The following is a 12,667-nucleotide window of genomic DNA, read 5'->3' as shown; positions in this document are numbered from 1 at the left end:
GGCTTATCGGTCCTGTGGCGGCGCCGAGTCGTGCCGGCAGATCGCCCCGCAATGATAAGTCGCAAGCCGGGTCGCGACCCCTGGGCTGATCGTCAACAGCGACTTCCGCACGATGCTCTTCGCGAGCCCCTTCATCCGCGACGAATGAAAAGCATGCACCGGCAGGCTGTGGTCCCAGGTGCCGAAGTCCTTGACCTTGAGCCCCACAGTCTCCAGCAGCAGCCGAAACGTATCGGGCGTGTAGAAATTGATATGGCCGATGTCGAGCGTCGATTGCAGCGCCCGGCGACTGGTCCGCGCGTGCAATTCGCAGGGCACCTCGACATAGATGAAGTCCCGCGAGACGCGGGCGAGTTCGTAAAGCAATGCGCGCGGTTCGGGCACGTGTTCCAGCACGTGGCTGGCATAGACGAGGTCGAACGATCCGTCGGCGAACGGGATCGTCGTACCGTCATAGCTGGACCAGCGGAATGGAGCTGAAGCTGCGCCGTCGATCTCCAGATTGGTCGCGGGATCGATCACGTCGATGCCGGTGAAGTCGCGGCCGACGCCGATCGCCGACAGCCGCGCCAGCACGGCGCCGGTGCCGCAGCCGACCTCGAGCACATTGCCGACCCTCGCGGCGGCTGCGCCGAGCAAGCCGGCGATATGATCGGCCTTGTCGACCGCGCAGACGCGGCGCCAGTCGCGCTCCTGCGCCGAATAGACGCCCTCATAATGCGCGTTGTGCTGTCCGACGCAAAATTCCATCGTCATGGCCTAGCCCTCGCCTCCGGCGGCATTCGGGCAAGCTCGTCGAAGCGGTCGTTCGATTTGTGCTGCCAATTGCGCCGCTCCGCCGGCGAGCGGCGGTCGAGATCGTATCCAATATCGGCCATGGTGCGGGTCAGGATGTCGACGTTCCGTAGCGGGACAGCTGCAAGGCCGGCCAGCAACTTGTCGCGGTGCGCCCAGCCCGGTCCCTTCAGGAGATCGATTGCCTCGGTGTACAGTTCGGTCTTCACGAGACGCGCGAACTCGGCAACCACGTCGGACGAAAGGTCGGCCGGCAGCGCGTCGAACATTGTAAGCGCCATCGCGCTGCGCTTGACCACGATCCAGCCCTCGTTCGGTCCGAGCCGGTACGACATCCGCAGCAGGTCGAAATTGGCGTCGCTCAAACCTTGCCTCGTATTGCGAAGCCAGAACAGCACCAGCCAGAGATAGGGATCGGCCGGCGCGCAGCCGAGCGATTTGCGGACAGCTTCGTCAAGCTCGCCCATCCGGGCGTCGACCTGCTCGCCGGATGCGAGCGCGTTCTCGGCGCGCCGCAACCGGATCACCGCCGCGCTGCGATCGATGGCCGGCATGCAATCCCTTTCCGCCACGGCGCGCGACAGCAGCGGACCGAGGTCATCGAGTTCGGCGTCGCTGACCGGTACGTTGCGAAGAATCAGGTCCTTGGCGCCGTCGAGCCGGGCCTGATCGACAAAGTCCGGCAAGGTGGTGGTGCCCCAGGCGACGGACGAGCACGCGACCGCGGCCAGCAAGCCGCGCGCAAGCCAGGCGGCTGCACGCCCGGGCATCCCACCGTGCGCCTCACTCGGTGTAGCCATATCGCCCATAGTGCGAGTTGTAATAGTAGTTCTTGCCGCCGTAGCCGCTATAGCGGCTCATCGCCGCAATATCGGCCTTGTTGAGCACGACGCCGAGCAGGTTCTCGTTGACCGCTCGCGCACTGCGCAGCGCGCGCTCGACCACCTGCACCTGGGTCTTGCCCCATTCCACGATGAAGACGAAGGAATCGACGAAGTGGGCGGTGATACGGACATCGACCACCGGCGTGAGCGGCGGGAAATCGACGATCACGTAATCATAATGGCTGCGGGCCCCGTCGATGAAATCCCTCATCTGGTCGGAGGCCAGCACGTCGTGCGAATGCGCGATGCGCGAGCGCGTGGCGCCAGGCAGGAAGGCGAGGCCGGTCTCGGGATCGCGCCATAGCGTGTCCTGCAATGTCGCATTGTTCGACAGCACGTCGAGGATGCCGCGCTCGGCAGTCGCGGCGACCTTGCGGCTGAGCGAGGGATTGCGCAGGTCGCAATCGATCAGGAGCACGCGGGCCCCGCTCTGGGCAACCAGTTGCGCAAACACGAAGGCGAGCGTCGACTTGCCCTCGTTGGGCAGCGCCGAGGTCAGGCCGAGGATCTTTGACGGCTTGGTGACGTTGAGGTCGGCATTGACCTTGATCGAGCGGATCGCTTCCGAGAACCGCGAGAACGGCGAATCGATCGCCGCCCACAGCACCGGCTCGTCGCCGCGCCGGATCGTGCGCGGACCGATCGGCAGATTGGGACGACCGGCGACCGGCGCCTTGATCTGGCCCGGCGAGACGCGGGGAACGATGGCGACGCAATCGGCCTCGAGGATCGTCTCGACCATTTCAGCGGTGCGGAACACCCGGTCATAGAGGTCGCGCAACACGCCGAGCCCGAGCCCGGCGATCAGGCCGCCGAGCGCCGAGAGCGCGAGCACGACCAAGGTCTGCGGATGGCTCTTGCCGAGCGGACGCGAGGCGCGGGTGATCACCCGCGCCTCGCTGACCGGGAACGACTGCTGCTGCACGTTTTCCATGTAGCGCTGCAGGAAATTGTCGTAGAGCGAGCGATAGGTCTGCGCCGAGCTCTCGAGCTCGCGCAGCGTGACCTGCGCCTGGTTGGTCGACTGCGACTGCGACACCGAGTCGTTGACGGCGCGCTCGATCTCGTTCTGGCGCTGCAGGGCGATCGCATAGTCGCTCTTGTAGCTTTCGGCGAGCCGCTTCAGCTCGTCCACGATCGACGATTGGATCTCGCGCATCTGGTTGCGCAGATTGACGGCGGCCAAATGATTGTAGCCGTAGCGCGACGACCAGTCGGCCTCGCGATTGGCCAGCTCGAGATATTGCGAGCGCAGCTTGGTAATGACCTGGTTGTTCAGGGTATCGGCCACCGTCGCATCGGGGACGCCCCCCTTCACCACCGCCTCGATGCGGTCGAGCTTGGCCTTGGCGTCGGTGACCTGCGACTTCACGTGGAGCAGCTGGGTGTTGAGCTCGCCGAGCTGCTGCTCGTTGAGCAGCTTGCCGCTGGAGGTGACGATGTTGTTGGTCTTCTTGTAGTCGAGCACCGCGCGCTCGGCGTTGGATGCCTGCGTGCGCAGCTCCTGGATGCGGTCCTGCAGCCAGACGCTGGCGCGCCGCGTTGCCTGATACTTGGAATCGAGCTGGTCGACGATGTAGGCGTCGGCGACGGCATTGGCGATCTGCGCCGCGCGCTCGGGATCGAGCGATCGGAAGCTGACCTCGATCACATAAGTCATGCCGCGGCGGCGGACGTCGAGCTGCTTCTGGAACGTGCGGACCGCGCGCCGGGTCCGGTCGAACTCGGTGGGCGGCGCGCCGCCGGCGAGCAGGCCGGACACGAAATCGACCACAGCTCCTACCGCGCCGGCCCTCGAGCCGACGAATTCCGGATCCACGTTGAGCTTGAGGTCGCGGATCACCGCGAGCGCCACATTCTCCGATTTCAGGATCTCGACCTGGCTCTCGACCGCGGCGGAATCGACCGGGGCCTCGCTCACCGGCGATTGCTGCTGGAAGGCCTGGAATTTGCGCGTGTCGATGATCATCGTGGCAAGCGCCGTATAGCTCGGCGCCGCCGTCATCAGATAGCAGATGCCGCCGAACAGGCAGAGCCCGGCGGTCCCGAGGATGACCCAGTATTGCCGGAGCAAATAGGTGCCGAAGGCGTCGAAGGTTTCCGCCAGCGACGGCAATTCGGCCGGACGATTTCTTAAGTCGACAGACGGCGAAATCTGGTTGCGCTGAAGCATTTCGTCCTATCGCCGCGCCGGCAGGTTGATGCCTGCCCTCGCGCCCTCCAATGATCCTGCGAAGCGTCCCGCCGCCGACACCGAAGCGCGTTGCTGCAGAGAGTTCTCCATTGGCGATCGGACGTCCGCTCAGGGAGTTACTGTTGAAATGAGTGTGGTGCCGGTGCCCGTGGCCGTACCGGTCGTCGTGCTACCCGAACTGCTGACCGACGAGGTGAAACTGAAAATGCCGGTGTTCACGCTGTTGCCGTCGATGGCCTCGAGCGTGCCGCCTCCGGCGCCGCTGGCACCGAGCGCGCTGGTCTGGCCGCCGGATGCACCGGCGCTGCCCGCGCCGCCGGCGCCGGTCGCAGCGGTGCCGCTGTCGCCCGACGCAGCGGCAAACGCCATCACGGCGTCGAGATCCTTGGTGTCGGCAATCGCCTGCTGGATGCGCGTCGCGTAGGGCTGGTTGCTGCGCACCACGATGCGCGCGGCCTGCGCGAGACCGGCGGCGATCGCCGTCTTCTGATCCTTGCTTGCCTTGGCGAGCAGCGCAATCAGCGGGTCGAGCGACGTCGGATCGTTGAGCGCGAAATCGCGCGCCCGCGAGGTCAACTCCACGCCCGCATTCGGATATTGGGTCAGCAGCTGCTCCGGATTGGCCTTGAAATTGGTGACCGCCTGGGACAGCTGGATCAGTCCGCCAGGGGTCTCCGCCATCGCCGCGCCACCGGGCACCGCGAGCACCAACATCACCAGCATCGCGAGGCGCGGAGCGGAAAAACCGCCGGATCGCTCAAATGTGAACACAGCTATCTCCCTAACGAATACTAACAGTTCGTTAGCATAGTCAGAGTTATCGCGCCAATTAAATAGCCTCGCCGGCCGCGCCCCCGCTTCGGCGCGCCAAATCAACGTTAACCTGCCGCCCGACCGTAACATGGGCGTCACGGTCGGAGCCGCCACCGGAGCCGCCCCTGCCCGAGCGGAAGGATTGCGACAGGCCTGCCCCGAGCAAGGCCGCGATTACAACAGCATAGCCGGTGATCTGGAGCGAGAAATCGATCATCGAATGGAGCGCGCCGGCGGCCGACGCGCAGAGCGCCGCGAGCGGCACGATCACGTCGCGGCGGCGGGTCCGCACGCCATGCGCGAGCACGCCGAACGCTGCGAGCAGCGCGATCATGGTGGCGCCGGCCATTAACATTCCGCCGTCGGACGCCAGTTCGAGCCAGCTGTTATGCGCCCGGTTCCAGGTCCCGCGCAGCGAGATGTCGTCGGTGCGATAGGCCGGATAGACCCATTCGAAGGTCCCGAAACCATCGCCGAGCCAAGGGTGGTCCCAGATCATCCGCAACGTTGCGCGATAGGTCGAGAACCGTCCCTCATCCGACAGGCCCATCGTGCTGAAGCGCGCGCCGACGCCGCCGCCGAGAAGCTGCAGCAGTGCCAGCGCGACCAGGCTGCCGACGCCGAGCGCCACGATCATGCCGTAGCGGCGCGGCACCCGGTTGCGAAAGAAGATCGCGGCGGCTGCGACCGCAGCGAGCAGCGAGATCCCGGCGCCGCCGCGCGAGCCGGTCAGAAACATCGCCAGCAGGCAGGTGAGCCAGCCGAACGCATGGCCGGCGAGCCGGCGCCGCGCCGGCATATCGAGGCGCGCGAGCAGCCGTGACAGGCTGGCGCGGCGCGACGGCCAATGCCGCTCGATCAGCTCGCAGCCGAACAACAGCCAGATCAGCGCACAGCAACCGTAATAGATGCCGGCAGTGTTGCGATTGACGAAGGGAGATGTCAGCCACGCCAGGTGCGCCTGCTTCTCGTGCAGCAGGTAGATCCGGGTGGGATCGATCCCAAAAGTGACGATGCCGCAGATCGCATAGACCAGGCCCGCCGCGGCCACCGCCCGCAACAACCCGCGCGCCAGTCCGCGGTTGGCGCCGAGCACGACGCCGATGGCGAAGCTGAGCAGGCAAACGATCCCGACGCCGATCGAGTAGAACGGCTGACTGCGCGCGATCGACACGGCCGGCGGCAGCTCGGCAGGCAGCAATTTGCCGGCCTGTGCCCACAACGCGTTCGGCGCCACACCCGACCAGGGCCGAAGCGCCGACTGCTCGCGCAGCACCAGCATTGCAAGCGCCGTCAACAGCGCCGTCACGGCGAGGATCGCGAGCTGACTGCCGCGCAGGCGCATCGGCAACACCCCGAGCAGTGCAATCCCGAGCAGGATCGACCAGATCGCGGGAGCAACAGTACCGACCGAGCCGAGCGGCAGCGGCGCCAGCGCGACGACGGCGCAGAACAGCCACGACGACCAGCGCACGGGCCACGGCAATGCCGTCGCCTCGCCCGAGCCGGAAGCTAGTCGCAAACGTGTCATGAAGCCGGCCGTGCCGGCTCACGCCCCAGTATCAGGGCGCAAGCTTGATCGAATTACGAAGTAAGGTTGCGTTGTAGGCGGCCACGATCGGATCGTTCACCGTTGCGGTCACGAGGCGGATCTGCTGCATCACCTTGGCGTCCTCGACGGATGCCGCGTTCGACGCATAGAGCACGTCCTTGTTGCGCAACTGGAAACGCGTGGCCAGGAAATAGCCGGCCGGATCGCGGAAATTGATGTTGTAGACGACCGGAATGATCGGCCCTGAATATTTGCTGACGTCGACGCCAAGCTTGGCGGCCACTTCCGGCAGTTCGCCGCGATAGACGAACACCGAGGCCGGATCGGCCGAGGAGTCGTTCAGGCCGCCCGCCTTGGCGACCGCTTCGGCGAGCGAGATGCGCCAGGCTTCGAAATTGAACTGGCCCTGCGCGCCCGAAGCGCCGAAGGCGACGAAGGTCTGCGGCTCACGGTAGACATAAATGGTGTCGCCGGGATGCGCGTAGATGTTGCTCTTGGGCTCGTAGACCAGCTGGCCGAACGGCACAGTGGTGCGCTTGCCGTCACGCTCCAGCATCACCCAGGTATCAAAGCCCTGCCCTTTCGGGCCGCCGGCGCGCGTGATGGCGTCGAGCACGTGCTCACCCGCGGCGTTGGCGGGGAAGCGGTTCGGCGAATTGACCTCGCCGAGCACGGAGATCAGCGATGTGCGCTGCTCGATCAGGGCGACCACCGCCTGCGGCTCGATCGCGCGGTTCTTCAGCGCATCGACGATCGAGCGCTGCACTTCGGTCGGCGTGCGGCTCTTGGCGCGGATCGCGCCGGCATAGGGCACCGAGATGTTGCCGTCGGTATCGACGTTCTGGTTGGGCAGCGTGATGTAGTTTCCGGGACGCACGCCGGCCTCGACCGGAATGAACAGACCGCCGGCGGCGGCCTCGAAGATCGTGACGCTGACGACGTCGCCGATGCCGAAACGGATGTCCTTCGGCGGCGGGCCCTGGATGCCGCCGGCAAGTTGCGGCGCGAATGACGCCAGCACGTTCTCGATCTGCGGTGTGATCTTGACCATCGCATAGGGCAGGCTTTCAGGATCGCGCTGCCCGGCCACGACATCGGAGCTCGTCGGACCGTTGGTCGGCATGTAATGGCAACCGCTGACCCAACAGGCGGCCGCAAGTAATAACATTGCCCGAATGAAAATCGTACGCGACATTTAAATACTCCGGCCGTGCCGTAACACGCCGACTATCATAATCACAAGGTTTCGCGATATATTGCGATGCAATTGATAAATAATGTTAGCGAGGTGAGGCAAATCGGCGACACCGGCGCACCGCTGTGAGACAAAGCCCGGCGCGCCGTCACTCCGGCTTTGATTTCGTCCGATGTTCCCGTTATCTGTGAATGAGATGGTTTGAGTTAACCGATTGAGGGTTCGATGGCCCGCATGAAGTCACTGGCGATCGCGTTGGGAATGGTCGCCTTGCCGCTGCTAGGCCCCCTCGGCGGCTCCGGCGTTTTTGCTGCAGAACTAAGCGTTTCCCCTGCGCCGCGCGCCGTGCAACGGGTCGGCGGCAACTGTCAGCGGCTGCAATATTGTCGTGGCGACGTCTGCCAGTGGAAACGGGTTTGCTGGCACGGCTGTCCCGATCGCTACTCTTGCGCGCCGCTCTACGGCGCCTATGGACCGTATGGCGGCCGCGATTATTGGGCGGCCTATAGTTACGGCGATCTGCGCCCGTTCTGAATGTTAATCGATTAACAAACTCACTGGTCATTCGAGCGTCGACCTGCGTCGCGCCGGCCGCTTGCGGCGTGCGGGTTAACCCCGGCTTAGGCCCGGCCCGGTACCATGCGGGCGCAGGGTTTGGTTATGTTATTTGTTTTTCTTGGCAATTTGATCGGCGGAACCGTTCTCGGGCTGCGCCAGCACTGTCTGGTGCTGGCGCCGGTGGCGCTCGCAGAGCTCGCGCTGCTGGCCGCCATCGGGGTCGCGCGCCTGTCGTGGTCGGAAACCGCGCTGCTCATGATCGCTGCGATCGTAGCGCTGCAAGTCGGATATCTGGCAGGCACCTTCGCGCCGCTGTTCTGGTCTCGCACCTCAACGCCACGTCTCGCCCTGCGCCGTTCGCAATAGCAGGCATAACACTGCCCGCTTTGGCGTGCCCGATTTCCGTTGACCTCGCGGCAAGCCCGGGGCATCCCGCTGCCTTGCGTCTCATCCTCTGCAGGACCTCCCCCTCTCGTGTGGAACGTCACGGCCTTCATCTGCATCTTGATCGGGGCGTCGATTCCGCTCGATCTCATCGACGCATCGCTCGCGATGGGTCTCGTCGGCGCGGCGACGTCGCTCGGGCTGCTCGCAAGCCTCGTGGCGATCCGTCCAGGTGAGCTGTCGTTCCTGAAGTCGGTCGTCGGTCCCGCTGTTGCGGCGGCGCTTCTGCCGGTGCTCTGGATCGCCCTGCAGATGCTTCCCCTGGCGGCCCTGGCGCATCCGGTGTGGAAGTTCGCCGGCGAAACGCTGGGGGTACAGCTCAGCGGCAGCATCACGATCGACACCGGCGCAAGCTTCGGCGCGCTGCTGATCTGGCTGTCACTCATGTCAGTCATGATCACCTCCGCCGCGATCGCGATCGACGCCCGCCGCGCCGATATGGTGGCCCGCACCATTGCAGCAACGGCGGCCGTCGCGGCCCTGATCCTGCTGCTATCAAGCGATCCGGTCAAAGTCTGGCCTGGCGCTGCGCGCGATGAGACGGCAAACGGATTCCTGGTCGTCGTTCTCGTTGGCGTTCCGCTCGGCCTTGCGCGCGCGCTCGACGTCGGTGGACACGCCGATGGCCGCACCGCAGCCCAATTGACGCGGCTGCGCTGGCTACTCGCCGCCGGCGCGCTGTTCTGCGCCGCCAGCGCCTGCTGGTACGGAGGGCGCGGCGCCGCGATCGCACTCGCCGCGGGCATCACCCTCGTCCTGATGACCTTCGCCGCGCGGAAGCTTCATCTGCACCGCTGGAGCAGCGCTGCTGCTGCGGCAGCGATCGCGCTGATCGCCCTGGCGACGGCGATCGGCAACCGTCATCCCGACGTGCCGCTCGCGGTCGCCTTTGTTCATGCACCGTCCGAGTTCGTGCAATCGACCCACAATCTGCTCGCCGACCTGCCCGCGCTCGGCAGCGGCGCCGGCACCACGGCAACGCTGGCGTCGACCTATATGGACTGGCAGGGCGCCACCACGCGCCCCGTGGTTGCGACCAGCGCGGCGGCCTTGATCGCGCAATTCGGTTCCGCCATGTTCTGGACTTTAGTCGCGGCTATCATCGTCGGCATCGCAGCATTCACGGCCGGTGCGCGCAATCGCGGCCGCGACTGGTCCTACCCCGCATCGGCAGCAGCCGTCCTGCTGACGCTGCTGCTAGCTAGCTTCACCTTGCCGGAATTGCCGGCGCTGCCCGGAGTGATCGTATTGGGAGCCGTGATCGGAACAGGACTGGCACAGCGGATCAGCCGTTCACGGTTGCAGGCGGGCTAGACGCCAAATGCGCAGCTTCCTCCAGCGTCTTGTCGGCCAGACCGGCGATCTCGAACATGAGGGCGACGAGACCTGCATCTACGCCGTCGGCGATATCCACGGTCATGCCGACCTGCTGCACGAGATCTGCGCCCGCATCGATGCCGACATCCGTAGGTTCCGGCCGGCGCGACCGATCCAGGTGTTCCTCGGCGACTATATCGATCGCGGACCGGATTCGCGCGATGTCATCACCATGCTCGATCAACGCCGCCGCACCCGCAGCATGGTCTGCCTGCTCGGCAATCACGAGGCCTGCCTGCTGGAGTTTCTCGTCAATCCCGACATGCTCGCGCAATGGCGGCAGTTCGGCGGCTTGCAAACGCTGATGTCCTACGGACTGACACCCTCGCCCAATCCCGACGCTTCCGAACGAAGGGCGCTCGCCCGGCAATTGATCCGCCAGATGCCGCCGGCCCATCTCGCCTTCCTGCGCTCGCTGCCGCTCTGTTATGTGCACAAACGCTACTTCTTCGTCCATGCCGGCGTCAGGCCCGGAGTCGCGCTCAACCAACAGCGCAAGGAGGATCTGCTCTGGATCCGCGACGACTTCCTGATCTCGGAAGATGATTTCGGCAAGGTCGTGGTCCACGGCCATACGCCGGTGCGTGAGGCCGAGCTGCTGCGCAACCGCATCAATGTCGACACCGGCGCCTATGCGACCGGCCGCCTGACCTGCGTCAAGCTCGAGGGAGCACGGCGAACCCTGCTGATGACCGGCAACCGGGCCGCGCGCCATGGCCAATGCGATGGCTGACGCGATCGGCCGGAATGCGAGGCGCCTCTCGCCGGCCTTCGTGCCGGCGGCCGCCGCGATCGGCGCGGCGACGCTGGCCTTGTCGACCTGGTGGCTTGCCGCCGATGCATTGCGCGGCAGACCGGCGATCGCCGCAGAGGTCGGCATGGTCAGAGGCGAGCTGTGGCTGCGCGACGGCTGGAGCCAATTGCAGGCGTCGCCGGAGGCGGCCGAAGCCGCGTTCACGCGCGCGCTTCGCCTCTCGCCGATGGACGCCGGCGCCTGGTTCGGCCTCGCCTCGGCAACCGGACGGTTCGACTGGCTGAACCCGACCGCATCGAAGGCGCTCAAGATGTCCTACTATACCGGTTTCAACCGCAGCGACCTGATCGCGCCGCGCCTGATCCTGTTGGCGCAGGTCGACACCGCGCGCGATGTCGAATTGGTCGATCTGCTGCAGCGGCAGATTCGCCTGATCCTCACCCGCGCGCCGGAGCTGAAGGACGCGATCGGGCAGGCCTATCGCGTGGCCGGCGATGCCAACCGACGCATCATCGAGGCGGAATTCAAGGACGCCAACCAGAGCATTCCGGAGTAAGGCGCGCCTGGCCCAGATGCCCAGCCGTCAGATACCCTTGTGACGCAACACCGCGCCGATCGTGCGCAGCAGGATGCGCAGGTCGAGCACGAAGCTCCAGCTCTTGATGTAGATGAGGTCATGCGCCACGCGCAGCTGCATGTCCTCGATCGCCGGCGTCGCGCCGCGCAGCCCTTGCACCTGCGCGAGACCGGTGATGCCGGGCTTGACGTGCTGGCGTTCTGCATAGCTCGCGATCAGCTTCGAATATTTGTCGTCATGCGCCAGCGCGTGCGGCCGCGGCCCGACCAGCGACATGTCGCCGCGCAATACGTTCACCAGCTGCGGCAGCTCATCGATGCTGCGGCGACGCAGCGTCGCGCCGATCCCGGTCAGCCGCGGATCGTTCGGGCGGGCCTGCGTAATGATATCGCCATCCTCGAGCACGTGCATCGAGCGGAATTTGAGGATGGTGAATTGCTTGCCGTCGAAGCCGTTGCGGCGCTGCCGGAACAGGACCGGCCCCCTGGAGTCGAGCTTGATCGCAATCGCCGTTCCGATCAGCAGCGGCGCGAACAGCACCAGGAGTCCGCTGGACGCAACGATGTCGAACAGCCGCTTGCCGGCGCGCTCGAGCGAAGTAAGCGGCGAGCGCTGCATTTCCAGCGTCGGGATCGGGCCGGTCGCCACCATCCGCAGCGCCAGGAACCGCTCCGCGGTCCGGTCCGGCAGCAGCCGCACCGGCAGCGGCGATGCCCGCAGCTGATCGCACACGAACTGGATGCGCGGCTCCTGCTGCCAGGGCATGGCCAGGATGATCTCGTCGGCGCCGCACTCGCGGGCTGCAAGAATGGCCGACGCGACGGCGGCCCGGTCGCCGGCGTCGTCGGACGATCCGGAGAGCTGGACCCGTCGCACCTCGCTGAGGCCGAAATCGCGCAGCAGGCTCGCTTGCCGCACCCGGGACAATTCGTCCGCCATCCCGACCACGACCGCGCGGCGCGTGGCCAGCATGCCGCGGTCGATCGCGCGTTGCAGCGGCGCCTGCAGCAGCATCCGTCCGCCGACCAGCCCGAGGCCGCCGATCAGGCCAAATGACAGCACCGATCCGCGCGAGACGCCGGAACCCACCTTCAAAAGGAAGATGATCAGGGTCATCAGCAGAACGACCAGCAGCCATCCGCCGAGCAGGCTGCTCCAGCGCCGGTCGAGACCGGCCAGCACCTGCGCATTGTAAAGGCCCTGCGACTTCGCCACGAACATGTGAAGGATGGCGGCGAGGACGCCGATCCCTAGAAAACCCTCGAAGCTGTTGCTATAAACCGTGTGGTAGTAAAAGAGGTGATAGGCCGCGCCGCCGACGATGCTGGACAGCACGACGATTATCATCTCGAACGCGACGGCAAACGCCTCGAGGGAGGCGAAAGCGAACGAGAAGGCGCCGAAGTTAACCGGTACCTTCGCCAATCGAGCGTCCGAAAGGTCGGTCATCGGGAATTAACATTCGTGTTAACAATTCATATGTGTATTATCAGGCGGGTCGTGAGCTCGCAAGACCTGCTGCGG

Annotated in this window: 12 protein-coding genes; 5 read left to right on the top strand and 7 right to left on the bottom strand. The window is 65.5% G+C overall.

Going from position 1 to position 12,667, the window contains the following annotated elements:
- Positions 1-3 precede the first annotated feature (3 nt).
- From XI02_RS16230 to XI02_RS16205, 6 genes are all read right to left on the bottom strand, one after another.
- Positions 4-756, bottom strand: a complete 753-nt coding sequence (locus tag XI02_RS16230) for a class I SAM-dependent methyltransferase (RefSeq protein ID WP_172648142.1) — start codon at positions 754-756, stop codon at positions 4-6.
- On the bottom strand, positions 753-1,565 hold the full coding sequence (locus XI02_RS16225; protein ID WP_172648143.1) for a hypothetical protein: 813 nt from the start codon (positions 1,563-1,565) through the stop codon (positions 753-755). The genes XI02_RS16230 and XI02_RS16225 overlap by 4 nt, the downstream gene beginning before the upstream one ends.
- Positions 1,566-1,578: 13 nt before the next feature.
- Positions 1,579-3,852 (bottom strand): polysaccharide biosynthesis tyrosine autokinase, encoded by a 2,274-nt coding sequence (locus XI02_RS16220; RefSeq protein WP_172648144.1) that lies wholly within the window; start codon positions 3,850-3,852, stop codon positions 1,579-1,581.
- A gap of 129 nt (positions 3,853-3,981) precedes the next feature.
- Positions 3,982-4,644 carry a hypothetical protein gene (locus XI02_RS16215; RefSeq protein WP_244980702.1) on the bottom strand — a complete coding sequence of 221 codons (663 nt, stop codon included), beginning with the start codon at positions 4,642-4,644 and terminating at the stop codon, positions 3,982-3,984.
- A 58-nt stretch (positions 4,645-4,702) separates the two neighbouring features.
- Positions 4,703-6,217 (bottom strand): O-antigen ligase, encoded by a 1,515-nt coding sequence (locus XI02_RS16210; protein WP_244980703.1) that lies wholly within the window; start codon positions 6,215-6,217, stop codon positions 4,703-4,705.
- Between the two features lie 31 nt (positions 6,218-6,248).
- Positions 6,249-7,361 (bottom strand): polysaccharide biosynthesis/export family protein, encoded by a 1,113-nt coding sequence (locus tag XI02_RS16205; RefSeq protein WP_018270685.1) that lies wholly within the window; start codon positions 7,359-7,361, stop codon positions 6,249-6,251.
- A 297-nt stretch (positions 7,362-7,658) separates the two neighbouring features.
- On the opposite strand from XI02_RS16205, the gene XI02_RS16200 reads away from it, so the two are divergent.
- The 5 genes from XI02_RS16200 to XI02_RS16180 all read left to right on the top strand — a co-directional run bounded on the left by XI02_RS16200 (position 7,659) and on the right by XI02_RS16180 (position 11,122).
- Positions 7,659-7,967: a hypothetical protein gene (locus XI02_RS16200; RefSeq protein ID WP_075969293.1), complete on the top strand. Its 309-nt coding sequence runs from the start codon at positions 7,659-7,661 to the stop codon at positions 7,965-7,967.
- A 105-nt stretch (positions 7,968-8,072) separates the two neighbouring features.
- The gene (locus tag XI02_RS16195; protein WP_172648146.1) at positions 8,073-8,357 is read left to right on the top strand and encodes a hypothetical protein; all 285 of its coding nucleotides are present in this window, start codon (positions 8,073-8,075) and stop codon (positions 8,355-8,357) included.
- 108 nt (positions 8,358-8,465) lie between these two features.
- Positions 8,466-9,749, top strand: a complete 1,284-nt coding sequence (locus XI02_RS16190; protein ID WP_172648147.1) for a hypothetical protein — start codon at positions 8,466-8,468, stop codon at positions 9,747-9,749.
- 7 nt (positions 9,750-9,756) lie between these two features.
- Positions 9,757-10,545, top strand: coding sequence for a metallophosphoesterase family protein (locus tag XI02_RS16185; RefSeq protein ID WP_172648148.1), 789 nt, complete (start codon positions 9,757-9,759; stop codon positions 10,543-10,545).
- On the top strand, positions 10,538-11,122 hold the full coding sequence (locus XI02_RS16180; RefSeq protein WP_172648149.1) for a hypothetical protein: 585 nt from the start codon (positions 10,538-10,540) through the stop codon (positions 11,120-11,122). The genes XI02_RS16185 and XI02_RS16180 overlap by 8 nt, the downstream gene beginning before the upstream one ends.
- A 27-nt stretch (positions 11,123-11,149) precedes the next feature.
- Here the strand turns inward: XI02_RS16180 and XI02_RS16175 are convergent, their stop codons facing one another.
- Positions 11,150-12,568: an undecaprenyl-phosphate glucose phosphotransferase gene (locus XI02_RS16175; RefSeq protein ID WP_244980704.1), complete on the bottom strand. Its 1,419-nt coding sequence runs from the start codon at positions 12,566-12,568 to the stop codon at positions 11,150-11,152.
- Positions 12,569-12,667 lie beyond the last annotated feature (99 nt).

Source organism: Bradyrhizobium sp. CCBAU 21365, from assembly GCF_015291305.1.
In the GTDB taxonomy this organism is placed as follows: Bacteria; Pseudomonadota; Alphaproteobacteria; order Rhizobiales; family Xanthobacteraceae; genus Bradyrhizobium; species Bradyrhizobium elkanii.
Note: the sequence above shows the minus strand (reverse complement) of the source record. Positions and strands in the feature narration are given on the sequence as shown.

Coding starts and splice junctions, on each gene's coding strand:
- XI02_RS16230 (WP_172648142.1), bottom strand. CDS start 756: ATGACGATGGAATTTTGCGTCGGACAGCACAACGCGCATTATGAGGGC.
- XI02_RS16225 (WP_172648143.1), bottom strand. CDS start 1,565: ATGCCCGGGCGTGCAGCCGCCTGGCTTGCGCGCGGCTTGCTGGCCGCG.
- XI02_RS16220 (WP_172648144.1), bottom strand. CDS start 3,852: ATGCTTCAGCGCAACCAGATTTCGCCGTCTGTCGACTTAAGAAATCGT.
- XI02_RS16210 (WP_244980703.1), bottom strand. CDS start 6,217: ATGACACGTTTGCGACTAGCTTCCGGCTCGGGCGAGGCGACGGCATTG.
- XI02_RS16205 (WP_018270685.1), bottom strand. CDS start 7,361: ATGCCGACCAACGGTCCGACGAGCTCCGATGTCGTGGCCGGGCAGCGC.
- XI02_RS16200 (WP_075969293.1), top strand. CDS start 7,659: ATGGCCCGCATGAAGTCACTGGCGATCGCGTTGGGAATGGTCGCCTTG.
- XI02_RS16195 (WP_172648146.1), top strand. CDS start 8,073: ATGCGGGCGCAGGGTTTGGTTATGTTATTTGTTTTTCTTGGCAATTTG.
- XI02_RS16185 (WP_172648148.1), top strand. CDS start 9,757: ATGCGCAGCTTCCTCCAGCGTCTTGTCGGCCAGACCGGCGATCTCGAA.
- XI02_RS16180 (WP_172648149.1), top strand. CDS start 10,538: ATGGCTGACGCGATCGGCCGGAATGCGAGGCGCCTCTCGCCGGCCTTC.